The organism is Paraburkholderia sp. SIMBA_054 (assembly GCF_046534875.1).
Classification (GTDB): Bacteria; Pseudomonadota; Gammaproteobacteria; order Burkholderiales; family Burkholderiaceae; genus Paraburkholderia; species Paraburkholderia hospita.
The window spans coordinates 1-13,962 of the sequence record NZ_JAWRXV010000029.1; the positions used below are offsets into that span (position 1 = coordinate 1).

Genomic DNA, 13,962 nt, shown 5'->3' on the forward strand with positions numbered 1-13,962 from the left:
CCTTCGTACCCGTCGTTCCTTAACATCTCGCCAGGATACCAGGTTTGCAGCGCAAAGACCTTGAAAGGGCTGGCTCTGAGAGGCCAGCATGTGTCCACCAATCGGAGGTGGACACCTATGGCAGAGCATGACTCAGAGTTGCAGGTTATTTCGCGTAGCCGCGATGGGCGGCGGCGCTATGACGAGAAGGGCAAACGCGCGCTGGTCGAGGCGGCACTGCGTCCAGGCATGTCAGTGGCACGCCTGGCGCAAGAGCACGGAGTCAACGCCAACCTGCTGCGCAAGTGGATCACGAAGTATCTGCTCGAGCGCGAGAGCAGCCGCTGTGCACAGGCGGCACAGGACGGTGCTGTCGTCGTGGACTCGGGCGGTGCCGCGCAAGTGAGCGACGGCGTGCCGGTCGCGACGCAGGCTGAGGCGCCTGCGCCCGCATTTGTACCGGTCGTGGCCACTGCGGCAACGGCGCCCCTCCCACCTGCGTCGATCGCGTTTGCCCTGCGCGTACGGCTGCCCAACGGTGTCGAGTTCAATCTGGGTCAGGCCAGCATCGACGAACTGAGCACGCTGGTCCAGATGTTTGGGAGGTTGCCGTGTTCCGGTTCCACGACGAGCTGAAGGTCTACCTCCATCGAGATCCCGTGGACTTCCGCTGCGGGATCAACAGTTTGTCGATCCTGGTTGAACAGGCGATGCACCTGAGCCCGATGGCGCCGGCGCTGTTCGTGTTCGGCAACCGGCGTCGCGATCGCATCAAGATCCTGGGCTGGGAGCGCAACGGCTTCTGGTTACTGCTGAAGCGGCTCGAAGCCGGCGACCGCTTCGTCTGGCCCGACAGCGAGACGGCGGTGGTGACGATAAGCGTCGAGCTGCTGCACTGGCTCGTCGACGGCGTCGACATCGCCGCGCTTGAGCGCCATCGCAAGCGCAACTATCTGCGCGTGAGCTGAACGCACGATCGGCATGCTGGTCAAAGCAGCATGCCGATCAACGTCACCATCGATGCCGACGAACTGAAGGCGCTGCTCGCGATGCGCGAGCAGCATGACGCGCTTCAGCGTGAGCGTGACGAGTTGCAAAGCACGCTGCGCCTGGTGACGGCCGAGCGCGATCTTGCCGAGGAACGGCTGCGCGCCTATCGGCGCGAACTGTTCGGCGCAAAGAGCGAGGCGCGCGATTCCGACCAGCTCGGTCTGTTCAACGAAGCCGAAGTGCTCGGTGCAAACGCGACGCCCGCGCAGGAAGATACGCCCGGCACGAAGGTCACCGCGCACACGCGCAAGAAACGTGGCCGCAAGCCACTCGATCCCGGCCTGCCGCGCGACATCCGCCGTCACGAACTGCCTGAGGCCGAACGATTCTGCGCCAACGACGGCCATGCGCTCGTCGAGATCGGCGTGGAGATCAGCGAGCAACTGAACGTGATTCCGGAGCAAATTCGGGTCATCCAGCATCAACGCGTCAAGTATGCATGCCCGTGCTGCGACCTGGGCATTAAGGTCACGCCGGCGCCAGCGCGCATCATCCCGCGAGGACTGCTCAGCGAATCAGCACTCGCGTGGATAGCCACCGGCAAGTACCAGTTCGGTATGCCGCTTTACCGGCAAGCGGGTCTGCTGCGGCGCTTCGGTGGCGACATCTCATCGAACACGCTGGCTGCCAGCATGGTGCGCGTCGGCCTGGCGACACAGCCCGTGATCAACCTGATGCGCGACGCGCTGCTCGATGCTGAACTGATCTACTGCGACGAGACAACCTTCCAGGTCCTGAAGGAAGAAGGCCGTCAGCCGCAGACAAAGAGTTACCTCTGGGCGCAGATGACCGACTCGGACACGCCCGTGCGCGTGTTCACTTATACGCCCGGGCGCGGCAGCAAGCTGGCCGACAAGCTATTCGACGGCATTCGCGAAGGCGCGGTACTGATGACTGACGGCTACGCCTCGTACGACGGCATTGCGCAACGTCACCGGCTCATTCACCTCGCATGTTGGACGCATGCCAGGAGGGGCTTTGTGCGAGCGGAAGACAACGTTCCGAAGGCAGCGCGTACGCCCGATCTGCTGGCTACGCGTTTCATCAAATTGATCGGCAAACTGTTCGCCGCCGAGGCACGCAGCCAGACATGGAAAGCTGAACGACGACAGCGGCTGCGACGACGATACAGTGCGCGCGTGATCGACGTCATCCACCGGCTGATGCTCGAGCAATTGCCGGCGGTCGTACCCGGCAGCCTGCTGGGCAAGGCGCTGAACTACATGCAGGGGCAATGGTCGAAGCTGGTCCGCTACATCGAGAACGGTGACTGGCCGATCTCGAATAACCCTTGTGAAAACGCCATCAGGCCATTCTGTTTAGGCCGCCGTGGCTGGTTGTTCGCCGACACTGTCGGAGGCGCGAACGCGAGTGCGAACCTGTATTCGCTCGTCGAAACGTGCCGCGCTAACCGCATCGACCCCTACCGTTACCTCCACTGGCTCTTCCAGAAACTTCCGCTTGCCACGACCGTCGAGGACTACGACGCGTTGTTGCCCTGGAAGATGCCCGCCGACTTCCGCTGAGCCTCCTCTGCCACACCTCAGAGTTTGACGCTACCACTCTGAGAGGCGTGAATTAAAGATCGCATACACTTGAGTCAGTCCGACATGCGTTTTCACGCGGCCCGCCGGTCGTCAAGCGCCAGTCCTTTCCGGTTTAACCAGCGTCGAGCCTCACCTCTTCGAAAAAAGCGAAAAGCCGAGCGCCGGCATCAAATCATTCGCGCCGCTTGCCCTGCAGTCGTGACCTCGCGGCTTCGATCGACTGGTGCAATTTCGCCTGTAACTGCTCCCGCGGAGGCAACACGGTCAGATACTCGGCGACATGAATACCGCTTTTATCAAGCTCCAGAAGTTCGATCTGCTCCTGCTTCTTGCCGACAGCCCTAAGACGCCTGCTGTTCAAGAGAATCATCACGCCAGTTGGGACGAGCGCAACCCAAAGCCATAAGCTCAACCCTGGGTGACCGGGGTAGAGCCACACCGCAAGCAGCTGAAAAAAGACGGCGAGGGCAAGAAAGCGGACCTGTCTCCTGAGGACCAGCACCAATGCAGCCGCCACCGGCGTTGCACATACCAGAAAGTAGAAAGCGGCAACAAGCGCCCTTCCAAATGTTAATGGCTTGGGACCGGGATCAAACTCTAAGTAAAACACGACCGAAAGGATAAGCGGATAGAGGCTGGTCGCGACGCCGAAAATCCACGCAAGCTGCCTGTCACGCCGTCGTCCCTCGGCGAGGAAGGCCTGCCCGCGGGCGGTCGAGGTGACTGTCTGTGTTGGCGAGATCGGATCGTAAGGTAACTTTCGCTGTGACATTCCAGTGATTGGCTGGGCATCACCTTGGATTGCATCGGCAGCTTCCTGTTTCGATCGCTCAACTCGGTGTCGAAACAAGCTATTGATGGCCAGCGTGATGATGGGCCCGAGCGGCACCGCGATCAACGCGCTGAGGACGAGTACCGAAACGAAGAGCTCCGCCAAATCACCAGGTGTCAACATTTCATTTTCTCCATCCACTCGCCTACATCGTCGTTTCAGAAGCAACCTGCAAGCGGTGTCAATCGCGCACCTCCGGACGGGCCGCTTAAGGTATCTCGAAGGTCTATGCTCATAGAAACGCCCCCTTCGCCCGCGCTACGCCAATTCACAATGTTCGGCTACAGCTGAAGGTCGAACGCCGCAGGGAAATGAGCGTCCTCGACCATCTTCAGAGCGGCTCGCGTGCGGATACTGTTGAGGTCTTGGCAGTTATCGACGCGGCTCATCTCCCTCAGCTGGTTGGCGCGTGGGGCGAGGTCGCTGAGCTCAAGCTCGCGAATCGCTTCCTCCTCAAGCGATGCACTGTAGCGCAGGTAGGTGAGGGCCTCGATCGGTAAAATTCCAGGGTCTCGGCAATCTGCCGCACAAGGTCACAGCTCGTAGACATTCATCGCGCTCGTTACACCTTCTTTGTTGCTGTGTCGGTTCCCCCGTCGCGACCCGATTCAGGCGAGCAACCGAGAGCACCAACTCCGTTGGCCAAAGCGAAGGCGGCGACTCGCCGAGGTTTCCAGCACAGGAAACTGTCGCCGCTTATCACGGCATCCGACCCGGACAGATATCAAATTGTGCGGGAAAGTGATCTACGCTCACCTGTATTTTCGCTGCCTCGCGACCCAGCACCGCCAGTTCGTCCATATTCGCTGGTTCGTCCATCTTCGCGAGCTTCGCAAGGCGTTCCGGCGTCGAGCTTATTCCAAGCTGGTCCTTGATCCATCCCGCTTCGAGCAAGACGTTGTAGCGCACATAGGTGGCTAGCCGCGGTCCCGCTTGACTATCAAGCTTCATGTCGCCAACGGCTCGATCGATCAACCACGGTGTAAGGCAATGCGTGAGCCACTGCAGCATCATCTGGCTCGCAACCGCGCAGTCGTCCATCAGTGACTGTAAAGCTCGCAAACCTTGCTGGGCAGGTATCATGTTTAGAACAGATTGGGCAGAGAACTTCGCCTCGTGAGTGCCCGTGCCGACCGATACAAGAAGAATATTGTCGGCTCCACCCTGCCAACGGAACCCGTGGCCTTGCAAGGTTGCGACCAGAAGTGTTTGCAGTGCCGGATCATTGAATGGACTCACTCCGCCGTCAACGAACGCGCCGTCCACGACCTTGGCGTCCCGTGATGTGACCGCGATGCGCTCGGGATCGAAATAGGTGGGCGCGGCCGTGCTCGCTCTGACGACATGAGCGAGGAGCAGCTTTCCGTCCTGCTCAGCATAAGCGACACGCGGGTGGTTATGACGTCCTTGCCCAGATGTTGGTCCAGGGCGTCCTGCACCCGCGACGAAGGAAACTTCGCGGCGAGGACCACCACCATCGAGTGCGAGAATGCGCTTGGGGCAAGCGCTGCATCAAAATGTTGTTCCCGGGTCAAAGGCATAACGCCTCCAAATTCATCTATTCATGTTGCGAAACGGTCCGTTCGTCTCCAGGCTCGCGCCTCCCGGATCAGCCCGCGTGATCATCGCCGGCCTGACTTCGCCGCGCGTGCGTTCGCGACAGGAGGTCCCGACTATCGATAATCTCAATCTGCCCGAAAAACTTCTCGACCTCATCCACCATGTGGTCAGTTCCGCCCGGCTTTCCGCTCTTTTCACCGTCCCACAGCGCGATCATTCGGACCCGTTCCGCTCCCCAGGCTCGGGCTGTGTAAAGTTGCCAGAGGTTGGTGCGCACGTACGGATTGCGACTTGCCGGAGCCGGACCCAGGTCGTCCGGCATCTTGAAGATCTGGGTCGCCGCGTGGCTCTTGACATCGAGATAGCGATCGCGCCATTTCTGGCCCGCAAACGAGACTGACTGCTTAATGAATGTGGGCTCGTCAAAAGGGAGCCTAAGTTCCAGGCGCAACTTTCGGTGCAGCGCAGCCTGCGCGAACAACAGATCGCCACCGCACGCGCCCTGGCACAAAGCAAGGTCACCTTCAGTCGCACCAAATTTGTCGAGCCTTTGCTCGATTGCACACCTGACAAGGTCCTCCATGTCATCAGGAAAGCGCTCTACCGTGCGTCCCGGCTCATCGAGCATGTGGCCGCTGAAAAGAAACACTTTGCCGGGATGAAACGGCGGCTCCAATTGCGAAAGGGCCAGCTTGACGGCGCCCAGAGCCAACTCGACTTCCGCTGGCCGAAAGCCCAACTCAAAAAGCAGACTCAATTGCTGCCGCGTGGCGTCGAGCGCAAACCAGTTCCGTTCCGAGGCAGCGACCGCATACTGATACGCCCGTCCGATACTAGGTCCGTCACTCACCAATACTGCGAGGTCCGCGAGCGTCACACGCGCCCAGAAATCCTTCTTCTCAATGCTTTCCTTCGACAAGGCTGCTCGCGCAGCCCAGCGCACGCCGCCTTCCATCTCCGCCCGGTATGCCTCGTTCTCACTGCTTTCCCCGCCGACAAGATGTCGCTCCAGATGCCGCAGCGTAACCGCGTTGATACCGCAGTAATAATTCGTCGCGTCGCGCAAAAACCCCTCCGTATAGGCAGCGATCGATTCCCGTAACATGCCGATCTGGGTCGCGGCCGCAACGCGGTTCTGTTCCAGTCCGGCGCTCGCGGTGCGCCAGGCGTTGATCCAGTTGTCTTTTTCGACTCGTCCCAGCAGCCCGCGGGTCTCCGCATCCCTTGTGTGATCGTCAGCAACCGATATAAGCCACTCTTTGGCCTCGTCGAAACGACGCAGCCGTCCGAGCAGAATCCCCTTTTCCTGGCGGCTGATGAGATCGTCGGGCGCGACCTCGAGTGCCTGGTCGATCTGCGCGAGCGCGAAATCGAACTGCTCAAGTTCGCGAAGCGCCTTGGCAGCCAGACGGTAGGCTTCGAGCCGTAGGCCCTGGATGGGCGCCTCCTCGGCGAGCACCAGAATGTCGCCCGGTCTTTGTTTGCGGCGCGCGACCGATACACGCCGGGCCCATGCGTCCTGCTTGCTCCAGAATTCCTGTGCAACGCCAACACGCAGCGTTTTCCAGTCGGGCTCGCGCAGGTAAGGCAGCAGCCGGTAAATGGGACTCACGATTCGGGCGTACCAAGCCGTTACGGTCTCATGTGCCATTTGTGCGAGAGCGGCCCGATCGGCGTCGAGGAAAGCTGGATCGGGCACGCGGTCCAGTAACCGGTAACGCAAATTCCGATCAGTGACCAAATCGAATGGCATCCGCCCCTCTCGAGCGGAGATCAAAATGACGCCACGGGCCCGCAACGCGTGCCTTACCCCCAATTCATACCAGACGTTCGGGTTGTCGATCGTGAGGTCAACCACGACGACATCCGCGAGCAGCAATTCCTGGAACATGTCGCCGCGAATATCGCCAGCACGCATCTCCTCGTCTGCGCGAAACACCGTGAAATCGAGACTCCGCAGCGCAGGCACGATGAATTGCGCATAGACCGCGTTGAAGTCGATTCCCTCCTTCACGCCGTAGGGCATCGCAACGAACACGTGCTGGCCCATGTCAATTCCTCCATCTGATTCAGAGAACCGTATGAAAACTCCAATTTCAGGGCAACTTGCCCAGATGCACTCTGAGTGTTCAATCAGTAAAGGTGGCCGACCTCGGCTAGGGCCACGCTTATAGGTAGAATATGTGGAGAGCGATTAAGTGCAAGCCTCAATTCGCTGGCGTTGGCAACTCCGGGCAAACCGTGAGGTAACGTTCTTGCCCGCCTTCGTATAGTGCCCACTCTGCATGGGTCAGATTGCGGTTCGCAGTCGCGCAGGCGTCGCGTAACCAAAGCGAGACATCCATGTTCCAAAGCTGTATAGCATCGCCTGCACTAGCAGCCGCCAAGGTCATGCCGGACGGGCTAAACGCGACGCTTGACACGGGCCCCTGGTGAGCGTCGAACGGCTGACCAAGCGGGACCCGCCGATCGAGGTCCCATAACACCACGGTGCCGTCGTCCCCCGCAGTTGCCAGTAACTTGCCATCAGCACTGAACGCGACGCTCGAGATTTCCTGACCTTGATGGGCCGCAATTGCCGCGCCGATCCGGCGCCGCTTCTTGACGTCCCACAGAATCACCGGCTCGTTCCGGTCCCGTCCCGCCGAAGCCAGGGTCTTCCCATCTGGGCTAAATGCCACGTTCATCACCGGGAGCCTTCTGCCATCCTCGAGCCGCTCGCCGCGCGGCGGACTCTGCGTCATGTCCCACAGGATGATGCCGCCCTTCAAGTCGGCAGAGGCGAGCGTTTTCCCATCTGGGGCGAAGGCGAGACTCGTGACCTGCTCGCTATGGCCAGTGAGCGGCTGACCCAACGGCTTGTGGCTCGCGACGTCCCACAGCACCACCGTCGAATCACTGCCAGCTGCCGCAATGAGGTTTTCTTTGGGACTGAAAGCGACGCTCCACACGATCTGTTGACCACTCACGAGCGGGTCGCCGACCGGCGTGCAATGCGCCACGTCCCAGAGAATCAGCTTGCCCTCCGCGCCGGCGGAAGCGATGGTATTGCCGTCGGGACTAAAAGACAAAGCGGGAGCCTGCGCGCGATGCCCAGTGAGATTGCACAGTGGCTTGCGATTCGCCAAGTCCCACACCATCACCTTGCCTTCTTGGCTGCCGGAAGCGAGCATCTTTCCATCGCGGCTGTACGCTACGTGCAATATCGGCCCATGCTGTGGCCCGAGAGGATCACCGGGTGGCGCGCGCCGCTCGAGGTCCCACAGAATCAATGCCGCCGAAGCGCCCGCGGACGCAAGCGTTTTGCCATCCGGACTGAACGCGACGGTCCACACCGCACCCGGTTGGCCACCGAAAGGGGCGCCCCGTTGCTTCTGAAGCGCCACATCCCACAGTACGACCGTGCGATCGTCTCCGGCAGCGGCCAGTAGCTTGCCGTCTTGGCTGAACGCCACGTCGCGCACCTGGCCCTGGTGCCCTTTAAGCGGGTCTCCGATACGCGTGCCGCGCTCCATGTCCCACAGAATGATCGAGTCGTCCTCGGCCGCCGACGCCAGCGTCTTGCCGTCCGGCCCGAACGCGACGCTCCATACCTGGCCGTCGTGCCCCAATAGCAGCTTGCCGGGTTGCTCGGGATGCGCGACGTCCCACAGGATGACGGCCTTGTCCCTGCTCGCGGCCGCAAGCATGCGCGAATCAGGACTGAACGCGACGCGATACAACTGCCCCTGCTGAGCTCGAAACGCCTCACCGACCCGCCGGTGGCTTGCGACATCCCATAGCAGCACACTTTGATCCGTGCCAGCGGCGGCAAGCGTCTTGCCGTCCGGGCTGAAGGCGACGCTCCACACCGTCCCTTGGTTGCCGCGCAGCTGTTCGCCGAGTGGCTGATAATGCTTTGCGTCCCATAGGATGATGATTCCTCGATCGTCGGCCGATGCCATCGTTTTGCCGTCACGACTGAATGCGACGCTGCGCACCTGCCCGCTGTGCCCTTTGAGGGGGCGTCCGATCCTCTTATGGCTGACGACGTCCCACAGCACGACCGTCCCGTCCGCTCCCGCCTCCGCGATCACTTTGCCATCCTGACTGAATGCGACACTCAAGCCGCCCTCATGGTCGCTGCTCAGAAACGTTCTGGCCTGTGGCTGGACTGTCGCGGCGATCTGTAAACTCGCCCTCGCCTCATCGGTCGGATATATCTTGTACGCCGCGACGGCCAGCAGAGAGGCGAGTTGCAAATCGTTGGCAGACTTGCCGACGCCCGACGCCGCTAACTGTCGTGACAGCGCGACCCGACTCTCGTGGGCGGCCTGATGGAACTGATAGGCGCCGAACGCCATCGCGGCTACGGTCGCCAAGCCGCCGCCCGCCACCAGCGCATTGATTCGCGTCCTGCGCCGACGCTCTTCATGCTGGACGAGCGGCAACAACTCGTCGGGCACCTCATGCAACGCGGCAACAAGCTTCGCGAGCCCGGCATCGGTGGAGCCGTCCAACCGCGACTTCCAGCCGAAGCTCCGGAAATCGACCCAATCCCAGCGCGGATTGTCATTTAAGCGACCGGGAAACCGGTTTTGTGGCGCGCCGGGACCGAGCGCCACAAACAGGTCATCGATTGCCGCATTGCCGCGCTCCTCGAAGAAATAGTCGACTTCCTGCTGCAACCAGTTCGGCGACTTTTTACCATCGCCATCGACGATCTCTTCAAATGCAGACGGAGTCGAAATAACCAGCAACCGCCGCGACACGCGCAGAGCCGGCAGGATCTTCTGGCGCAGAAAATCCTTGCGCGCGATTTCGTACGCCACATCGAGAAAGATACGCAAGGGCATCTCCGCGCGCTCGCGTGACGTCCCCGGCAAACTCTCGATCAGTTCGCGGCGCAATTTCGTGTTTTGCAGACGGCGGCGCAAGTACCTAGCCAAAGCCAGCGCGTCCACGCGCCGATAGGATATGAAGAGATCGTACTCGCAGCCGTTTTCGTCATTGCCCATGGCTTTCCCCTCACCAGATCGATCAGAAGATGTTCTCGCATTTATTAACGAAGTTGGACCAAGCGACGGGACCCTCTCGACTTAAGCCCGAGATTGCCCGGAAGCCCACAGCGCCACGCCGACCAAGTATGATGCGAACTGTCGTCATCACCATCAATGATTTACTATACGATTTCGGGTTCGCTCAGAGGAAGGCAGCAGCAGACAAAGACAAGGATGCTTCTGCCACAGAGTCGAAAATCAGGCCTGCGACTTAAGTAAATGCCAGTATCGCGCAGTCTTCCAGCGGTTGAGTCCGACTGGTCCACGAAGCCCTCCAGTCACCTTCCGCCACACAGTGTGAACCGAAAAACAAGCTACCCGCTTCCACCGTTCGTTGTCGTGTGCTAGCCGCTTGCGACAGGCACCGACAAGTTCGGAAGGCAATGCTTGTTCAAACTGGTAGCGCGCAAGGTCAGTGTGCGAATGGCTGTTATTTTTGTGAGAGCGGTCGTTGTTGTCGCACTCGTGTGAACGACAGCAACCGGTCGTGCGCTGCCATTCGCGTAACGCTGTCGCCGATTGCATATGAATTGGCAACTATCGGCGTGCGCCGTGAAAAGGCGGGAAAGCTATGAACCGCCCCGGGTTTGGTGGAAGCTCCAACTCGCCCTTCAATGACATTTCGCCTCTGTGCCTCCGCCCGACTTATCAATGCCACGACGACGTCAGCGACGCTCATGCCGAGCAAGCACTCGTTTTTACAAAAGCAATCCTAATCATATTGAATTCCATCACCCCGCCCGCCTTATCGCCACACGCACCCTTTTATTTTGACGCCGATCTGGCACGGCTTCGAAAGCTTCTTGCTGGTAGACTGGGCGAGCGAAACGCGTGTCGCCTCTTTGGCTCTTGCTGTCCATGTGAGCTGGAGGCGAGCGAGCGAGCGCCGATGCGATCCACGGCGCGTCCCGCACCCGGCGCATCGCGTCGGCGCGCCGGGTGATATTCAGCTTGGAAAATATACCGTGAACATGATGCTTCACCGTGGCCACGCTCAACTGCAGATCGCGAGCGATTTCCTTGTTGGAGAACCCCTTTCCGATCAGCCTCAACACGTCGCCTTCGCGAGCCGTCAGCGCCGCGTTCTGGTCGAAACCATCGGTTGCGGGCGACATGCGGAACAAGGCCTTCATCAGCCCGGCCGAGATCTCGCCCGGGCAGGCTAGGCATCCGGAGACCGCATCTATCATGGCTTGGCGCAGAGCCCCGATCGTGGCGTGGCGCGGAATGTATCCGGAAAATCCAGCCCTGCCGCACCGGATGACCTCTTGGCGCTGTTCTTCGAGCCCAAGCGCGACCAGAACGACTTCGGGCCATTCGGTCGCGATCAAACGCACCTCATCAAGGTCCATGCCTTGAGTGATGTCGATCAACACGATATCCGTTCGGCTCGCGACTAGCGCTTCCCGTAACGCGGACATGTCACCTACCTGCGCGACAATCGTCACTTCGTCTAGGTTCTGAAGGCACGAATACAGGGCATCGCCGAGCAATCTGATGGGTGTGAGGAGGACGACGTCCATACATGCCCCAAGCAAGGATGAGAATTGTCGGCGCCGCCACCGAACCAGCTGTTTAACGGTTACTAGCTCGCGAGTACTTTGTCAGACAGCGATCCGTGCCTGAGCGTCATCACGCTGAACTGATCCGCGCACGCTCCGCTGTTTCGCGGCTATCCAACGCTCACGCTGGGTGAAACGGGCTTACGGACGGCCTCTTGCGAATCGTGCCGCCTCTTGAGCCATTGGTCGGTGGAAGGCGCGAGATCATCGTGAAAGACGCTCAGCCTTCTCGTAGAATTTATAGCATACGCATTGCAATATTTCCACGCTCTGAAAAGGCCACGCAGCGGTACATCTGAGACTTAAATCGTCGTCGTTTCGAGAGCCAGAGGAGGTGCTTTAATTGCGGAACATATGTTTAAAACGGTTGCGAGTTTCGATTTGAATCAACGCGGCACTTCCCAGGCTGAGGAACACGCAGTATTGCGAGAATGGAGTGCAGCAAGGCTTGCGATGGGACGAATTTCTTTGCAGCGTGGCGCTTTGCGGTTCATATGAGTCCATCGATGCACCTTAACCTTCATTCGACGGGCCAAGAGCGCAAACAAAAATAAAACTAAGGTGTGCATTGTTGCTATTCATTCAATGGTTGCTGCGCGTTGTTATTCCTGTAGCGCGAGCGACGCCAAATGGTCGGCCGATATAACCAGGCCACTAATGACATTGACTTTTCACGGGCGATACCCTTCAATAAACTAGCGGTGCTGATTGTCGCCGTTGGTCGGATGACAGAGAAACACCGTCGGCGACGGAGTTTAGCCAAAATGGCGCTCCGGTAAGGGATGCCAGCGTTCCCTTCTCAAACAACCAACGAGAAAGGGCGGGCTAACGGCGCACGGCTCGGGGATGGAATGCGATGTCTGCCTTCCACGTGTCAGATGTGTGTCCAGATTGTTGGCTAGATTACGCCGATACGGCAGATCAATGCGTGCTTACGCAAAGTCGCAGCCGAGCGATTGTAGCGCCCTGACTATCGGGGGGAGGGGCGATTCACCTAGGCAGTAGTCGGCGGGCCTCGCGCACACAATCGCCGCACTGAAGCTCAATTAAGTCGTTGTCACGCCGGCGTGATGGTGCGCAATGCTCGCAAGGGAATTTGATGGACATCGCGATCCTCACGCCGATCCGACTGTTCGGTGACGGTTTAGCTTCCTATCTTGGTAGCCGCACCGGTATGTCTGTGATTGCAATCACGTCTAGCTTCTCAATGCTCCGCGAAGTGTTGGGCGCGTCACGCGTTGATCTCGCGTTGGTCGACGTCACGCAAGGCATCGATCTTGACGAGGTGCATACGGTGGCGGGTCAGTGGCCGTCCGTCGCGCTGCTCGCGCTCGGCTTCAAAGCCGACCAGAAAGATGTGGTCCATTGCAGACGTGCGGGCTTTTCCGGTTATGTCGCGCGTGACGCTGCGCTCGATTCTCTACAGCGAGCAATGGAGGATGCGGTCACGCGACGATTGCATTGTCCTCCGAGAATTGCAGGCGCGTTGTACCGCGAGACCACCCCAACGTATGCCGACGGAGCAGGCGATGCAATGACGCAGCACGAATGCGACGTGCCGTGGCAACTTGGAAATAGTCAGTCGAACAAGGCGATAGCCGGTGAACTCGGTCTCAGCATTTCGACGATCAAACATTACATGCATAGCATCCTCGACAAGCTGTGGGTCGTGCAGCGCGCACAAGCGATGCGCGCAAGGGTTCGGGATACGCCGTGGACGGCGACGCGCGGAAGTTTTGAGACAACTGCCGAGAAGCAAGTAGGTGCGAACGGTGTGATCGCGCCTGGAGATCCGCATGCACGGTCGTCCGACTGTGAATCGCACGTCATTGCCGAGTGATACGGCGCATTTCGTTTGGCCTGGTATCGGAGGTGAGGATATGGAAACGCCCATTTTGCCTGTCGATAGCGTGACGTCCGCTTCAAGCAACGGCGGGCAAACGGCGAACGTATCGACGAATGGTGCAACGCACGGGACGGCGGCGACGTCCGACGCGACCGGCGCCGCCAGCGCGGCAGCGACGCGCGACACAACGTATGCGGAGACGACTGCGGTTGGGGTCGGTGCGGGTGCAAGTGGTGCAGGACCCGCTGTTTCCAAAACGCCGGAGGATCAACTAAAGGAGAAACAGGTCGAACTCGCGCAGGAGCAAACCCAGATTGCCGATGCCAATCGGACGATCGCCACTCTGCAAAGCGACATCAAGGCGCTTCAGGCGAGAATCGCCGAGCTCCAGCAGGCGCTCGCTGGCTACAATGCGGCGTCACAGACGGCAGCGCAACAGAAGCGAGATGCCGCGGATACAGAGATTGCGAAGAAGCTCCCTATTGCCGAGGCCGTGATCAAAGACCGGAAGACTGTGATCGATCAGACGATCAATAGCTTCTACGCC

At 59.7% G+C, this 13,962-nt stretch carries 8 protein-coding genes and 1 pseudogene; 4 read left to right on the plus strand and 5 right to left on the minus strand.

Annotated elements, in window-relative coordinates:
- Positions 1-117: 117 nt before the first annotated feature.
- The 3 genes from SB822_RS30490 to tnpC are packed head-to-tail and all read left to right on the plus strand — an operon-like array spanning position 118 to position 2,555.
- Positions 118-615, plus strand: a complete 498-nt coding sequence (locus SB822_RS30490) for a transposase (RefSeq protein ID WP_410856251.1) — start codon at positions 118-120, stop codon at positions 613-615.
- Positions 591-947 carry an IS66 family insertion sequence element accessory protein TnpB gene (gene tnpB / locus SB822_RS30495; protein ID WP_410856252.1) on the plus strand — a complete coding sequence of 119 codons (357 nt, stop codon included), beginning with the start codon at positions 591-593 and terminating at the stop codon, positions 945-947. The genes SB822_RS30490 and tnpB overlap by 25 nt, the downstream gene beginning before the upstream one ends.
- A 30-nt stretch (positions 948-977) precedes the next feature.
- Positions 978-2,555 carry an IS66 family transposase gene (gene tnpC / locus SB822_RS30500; RefSeq protein WP_410856253.1) on the plus strand — a complete coding sequence of 526 codons (1,578 nt, stop codon included), beginning with the start codon at positions 978-980 and terminating at the stop codon, positions 2,553-2,555.
- A 193-nt stretch (positions 2,556-2,748) separates the two neighbouring features.
- Here tnpC and SB822_RS30505 read toward each other — a convergent pair.
- The 5 genes and pseudogenes from SB822_RS30505 to SB822_RS30525 form a co-directional block, all read right to left on the minus strand.
- Positions 2,749-2,910, minus strand: a pseudogene (locus SB822_RS30505) (DUF1016 domain-containing protein); the annotation flags it as partial.
- A 1,197-nt stretch (positions 2,911-4,107) separates the two neighbouring features.
- A complete protein-coding gene (locus SB822_RS30510) occupies positions 4,108-4,674 on the minus strand; it encodes a hypothetical protein (protein ID WP_410856254.1) in 567 nt (188 codons plus the stop codon).
- A 343-nt stretch (positions 4,675-5,017) separates the two neighbouring features.
- Positions 5,018-7,018, minus strand: a complete 2,001-nt coding sequence (locus SB822_RS30515) for a tetratricopeptide repeat-containing protein (RefSeq protein WP_410856255.1) — start codon at positions 7,016-7,018, stop codon at positions 5,018-5,020.
- A gap of 157 nt (positions 7,019-7,175) precedes the next feature.
- Positions 7,176-9,965 (minus strand): WD40 repeat domain-containing protein, encoded by a 2,790-nt coding sequence (locus tag SB822_RS30520; RefSeq protein WP_410856256.1) that lies wholly within the window; start codon positions 9,963-9,965, stop codon positions 7,176-7,178.
- A gap of 773 nt (positions 9,966-10,738) precedes the next feature.
- Positions 10,739-11,530: a LuxR C-terminal-related transcriptional regulator gene (locus SB822_RS30525; RefSeq protein WP_410856257.1), complete on the minus strand. Its 792-nt coding sequence runs from the start codon at positions 11,528-11,530 to the stop codon at positions 10,739-10,741.
- Between the two features lie 1,138 nt (positions 11,531-12,668).
- Here SB822_RS30525 and SB822_RS30530 point away from each other — a divergent pair.
- A complete protein-coding gene (locus SB822_RS30530) occupies positions 12,669-13,409 on the plus strand; it encodes a LuxR C-terminal-related transcriptional regulator (protein ID WP_410856258.1) in 741 nt (246 codons plus the stop codon).
- Positions 13,410-13,962: the final 553 nt, after the last annotated feature.

Coding starts and splice junctions, on each gene's coding strand:
- SB822_RS30490 (WP_410856251.1), top strand. CDS start 118: ATGGCAGAGCATGACTCAGAGTTGCAGGTTATTTCGCGTAGCCGCGAT.
- tnpC (WP_410856253.1), top strand. CDS start 978: ATGCCGATCAACGTCACCATCGATGCCGACGAACTGAAGGCGCTGCTC.
- SB822_RS30515 (WP_410856255.1), bottom strand. CDS start 7,018: ATGGGCCAGCACGTGTTCGTTGCGATGCCCTACGGCGTGAAGGAGGGA.
- SB822_RS30520 (WP_410856256.1), bottom strand. CDS start 9,965: ATGGGCAATGACGAAAACGGCTGCGAGTACGATCTCTTCATATCCTAT.
- SB822_RS30525 (WP_410856257.1), bottom strand. CDS start 11,530: ATGGACGTCGTCCTCCTCACACCCATCAGATTGCTCGGCGATGCCCTG.
- SB822_RS30530 (WP_410856258.1), top strand. CDS start 12,669: ATGGACATCGCGATCCTCACGCCGATCCGACTGTTCGGTGACGGTTTA.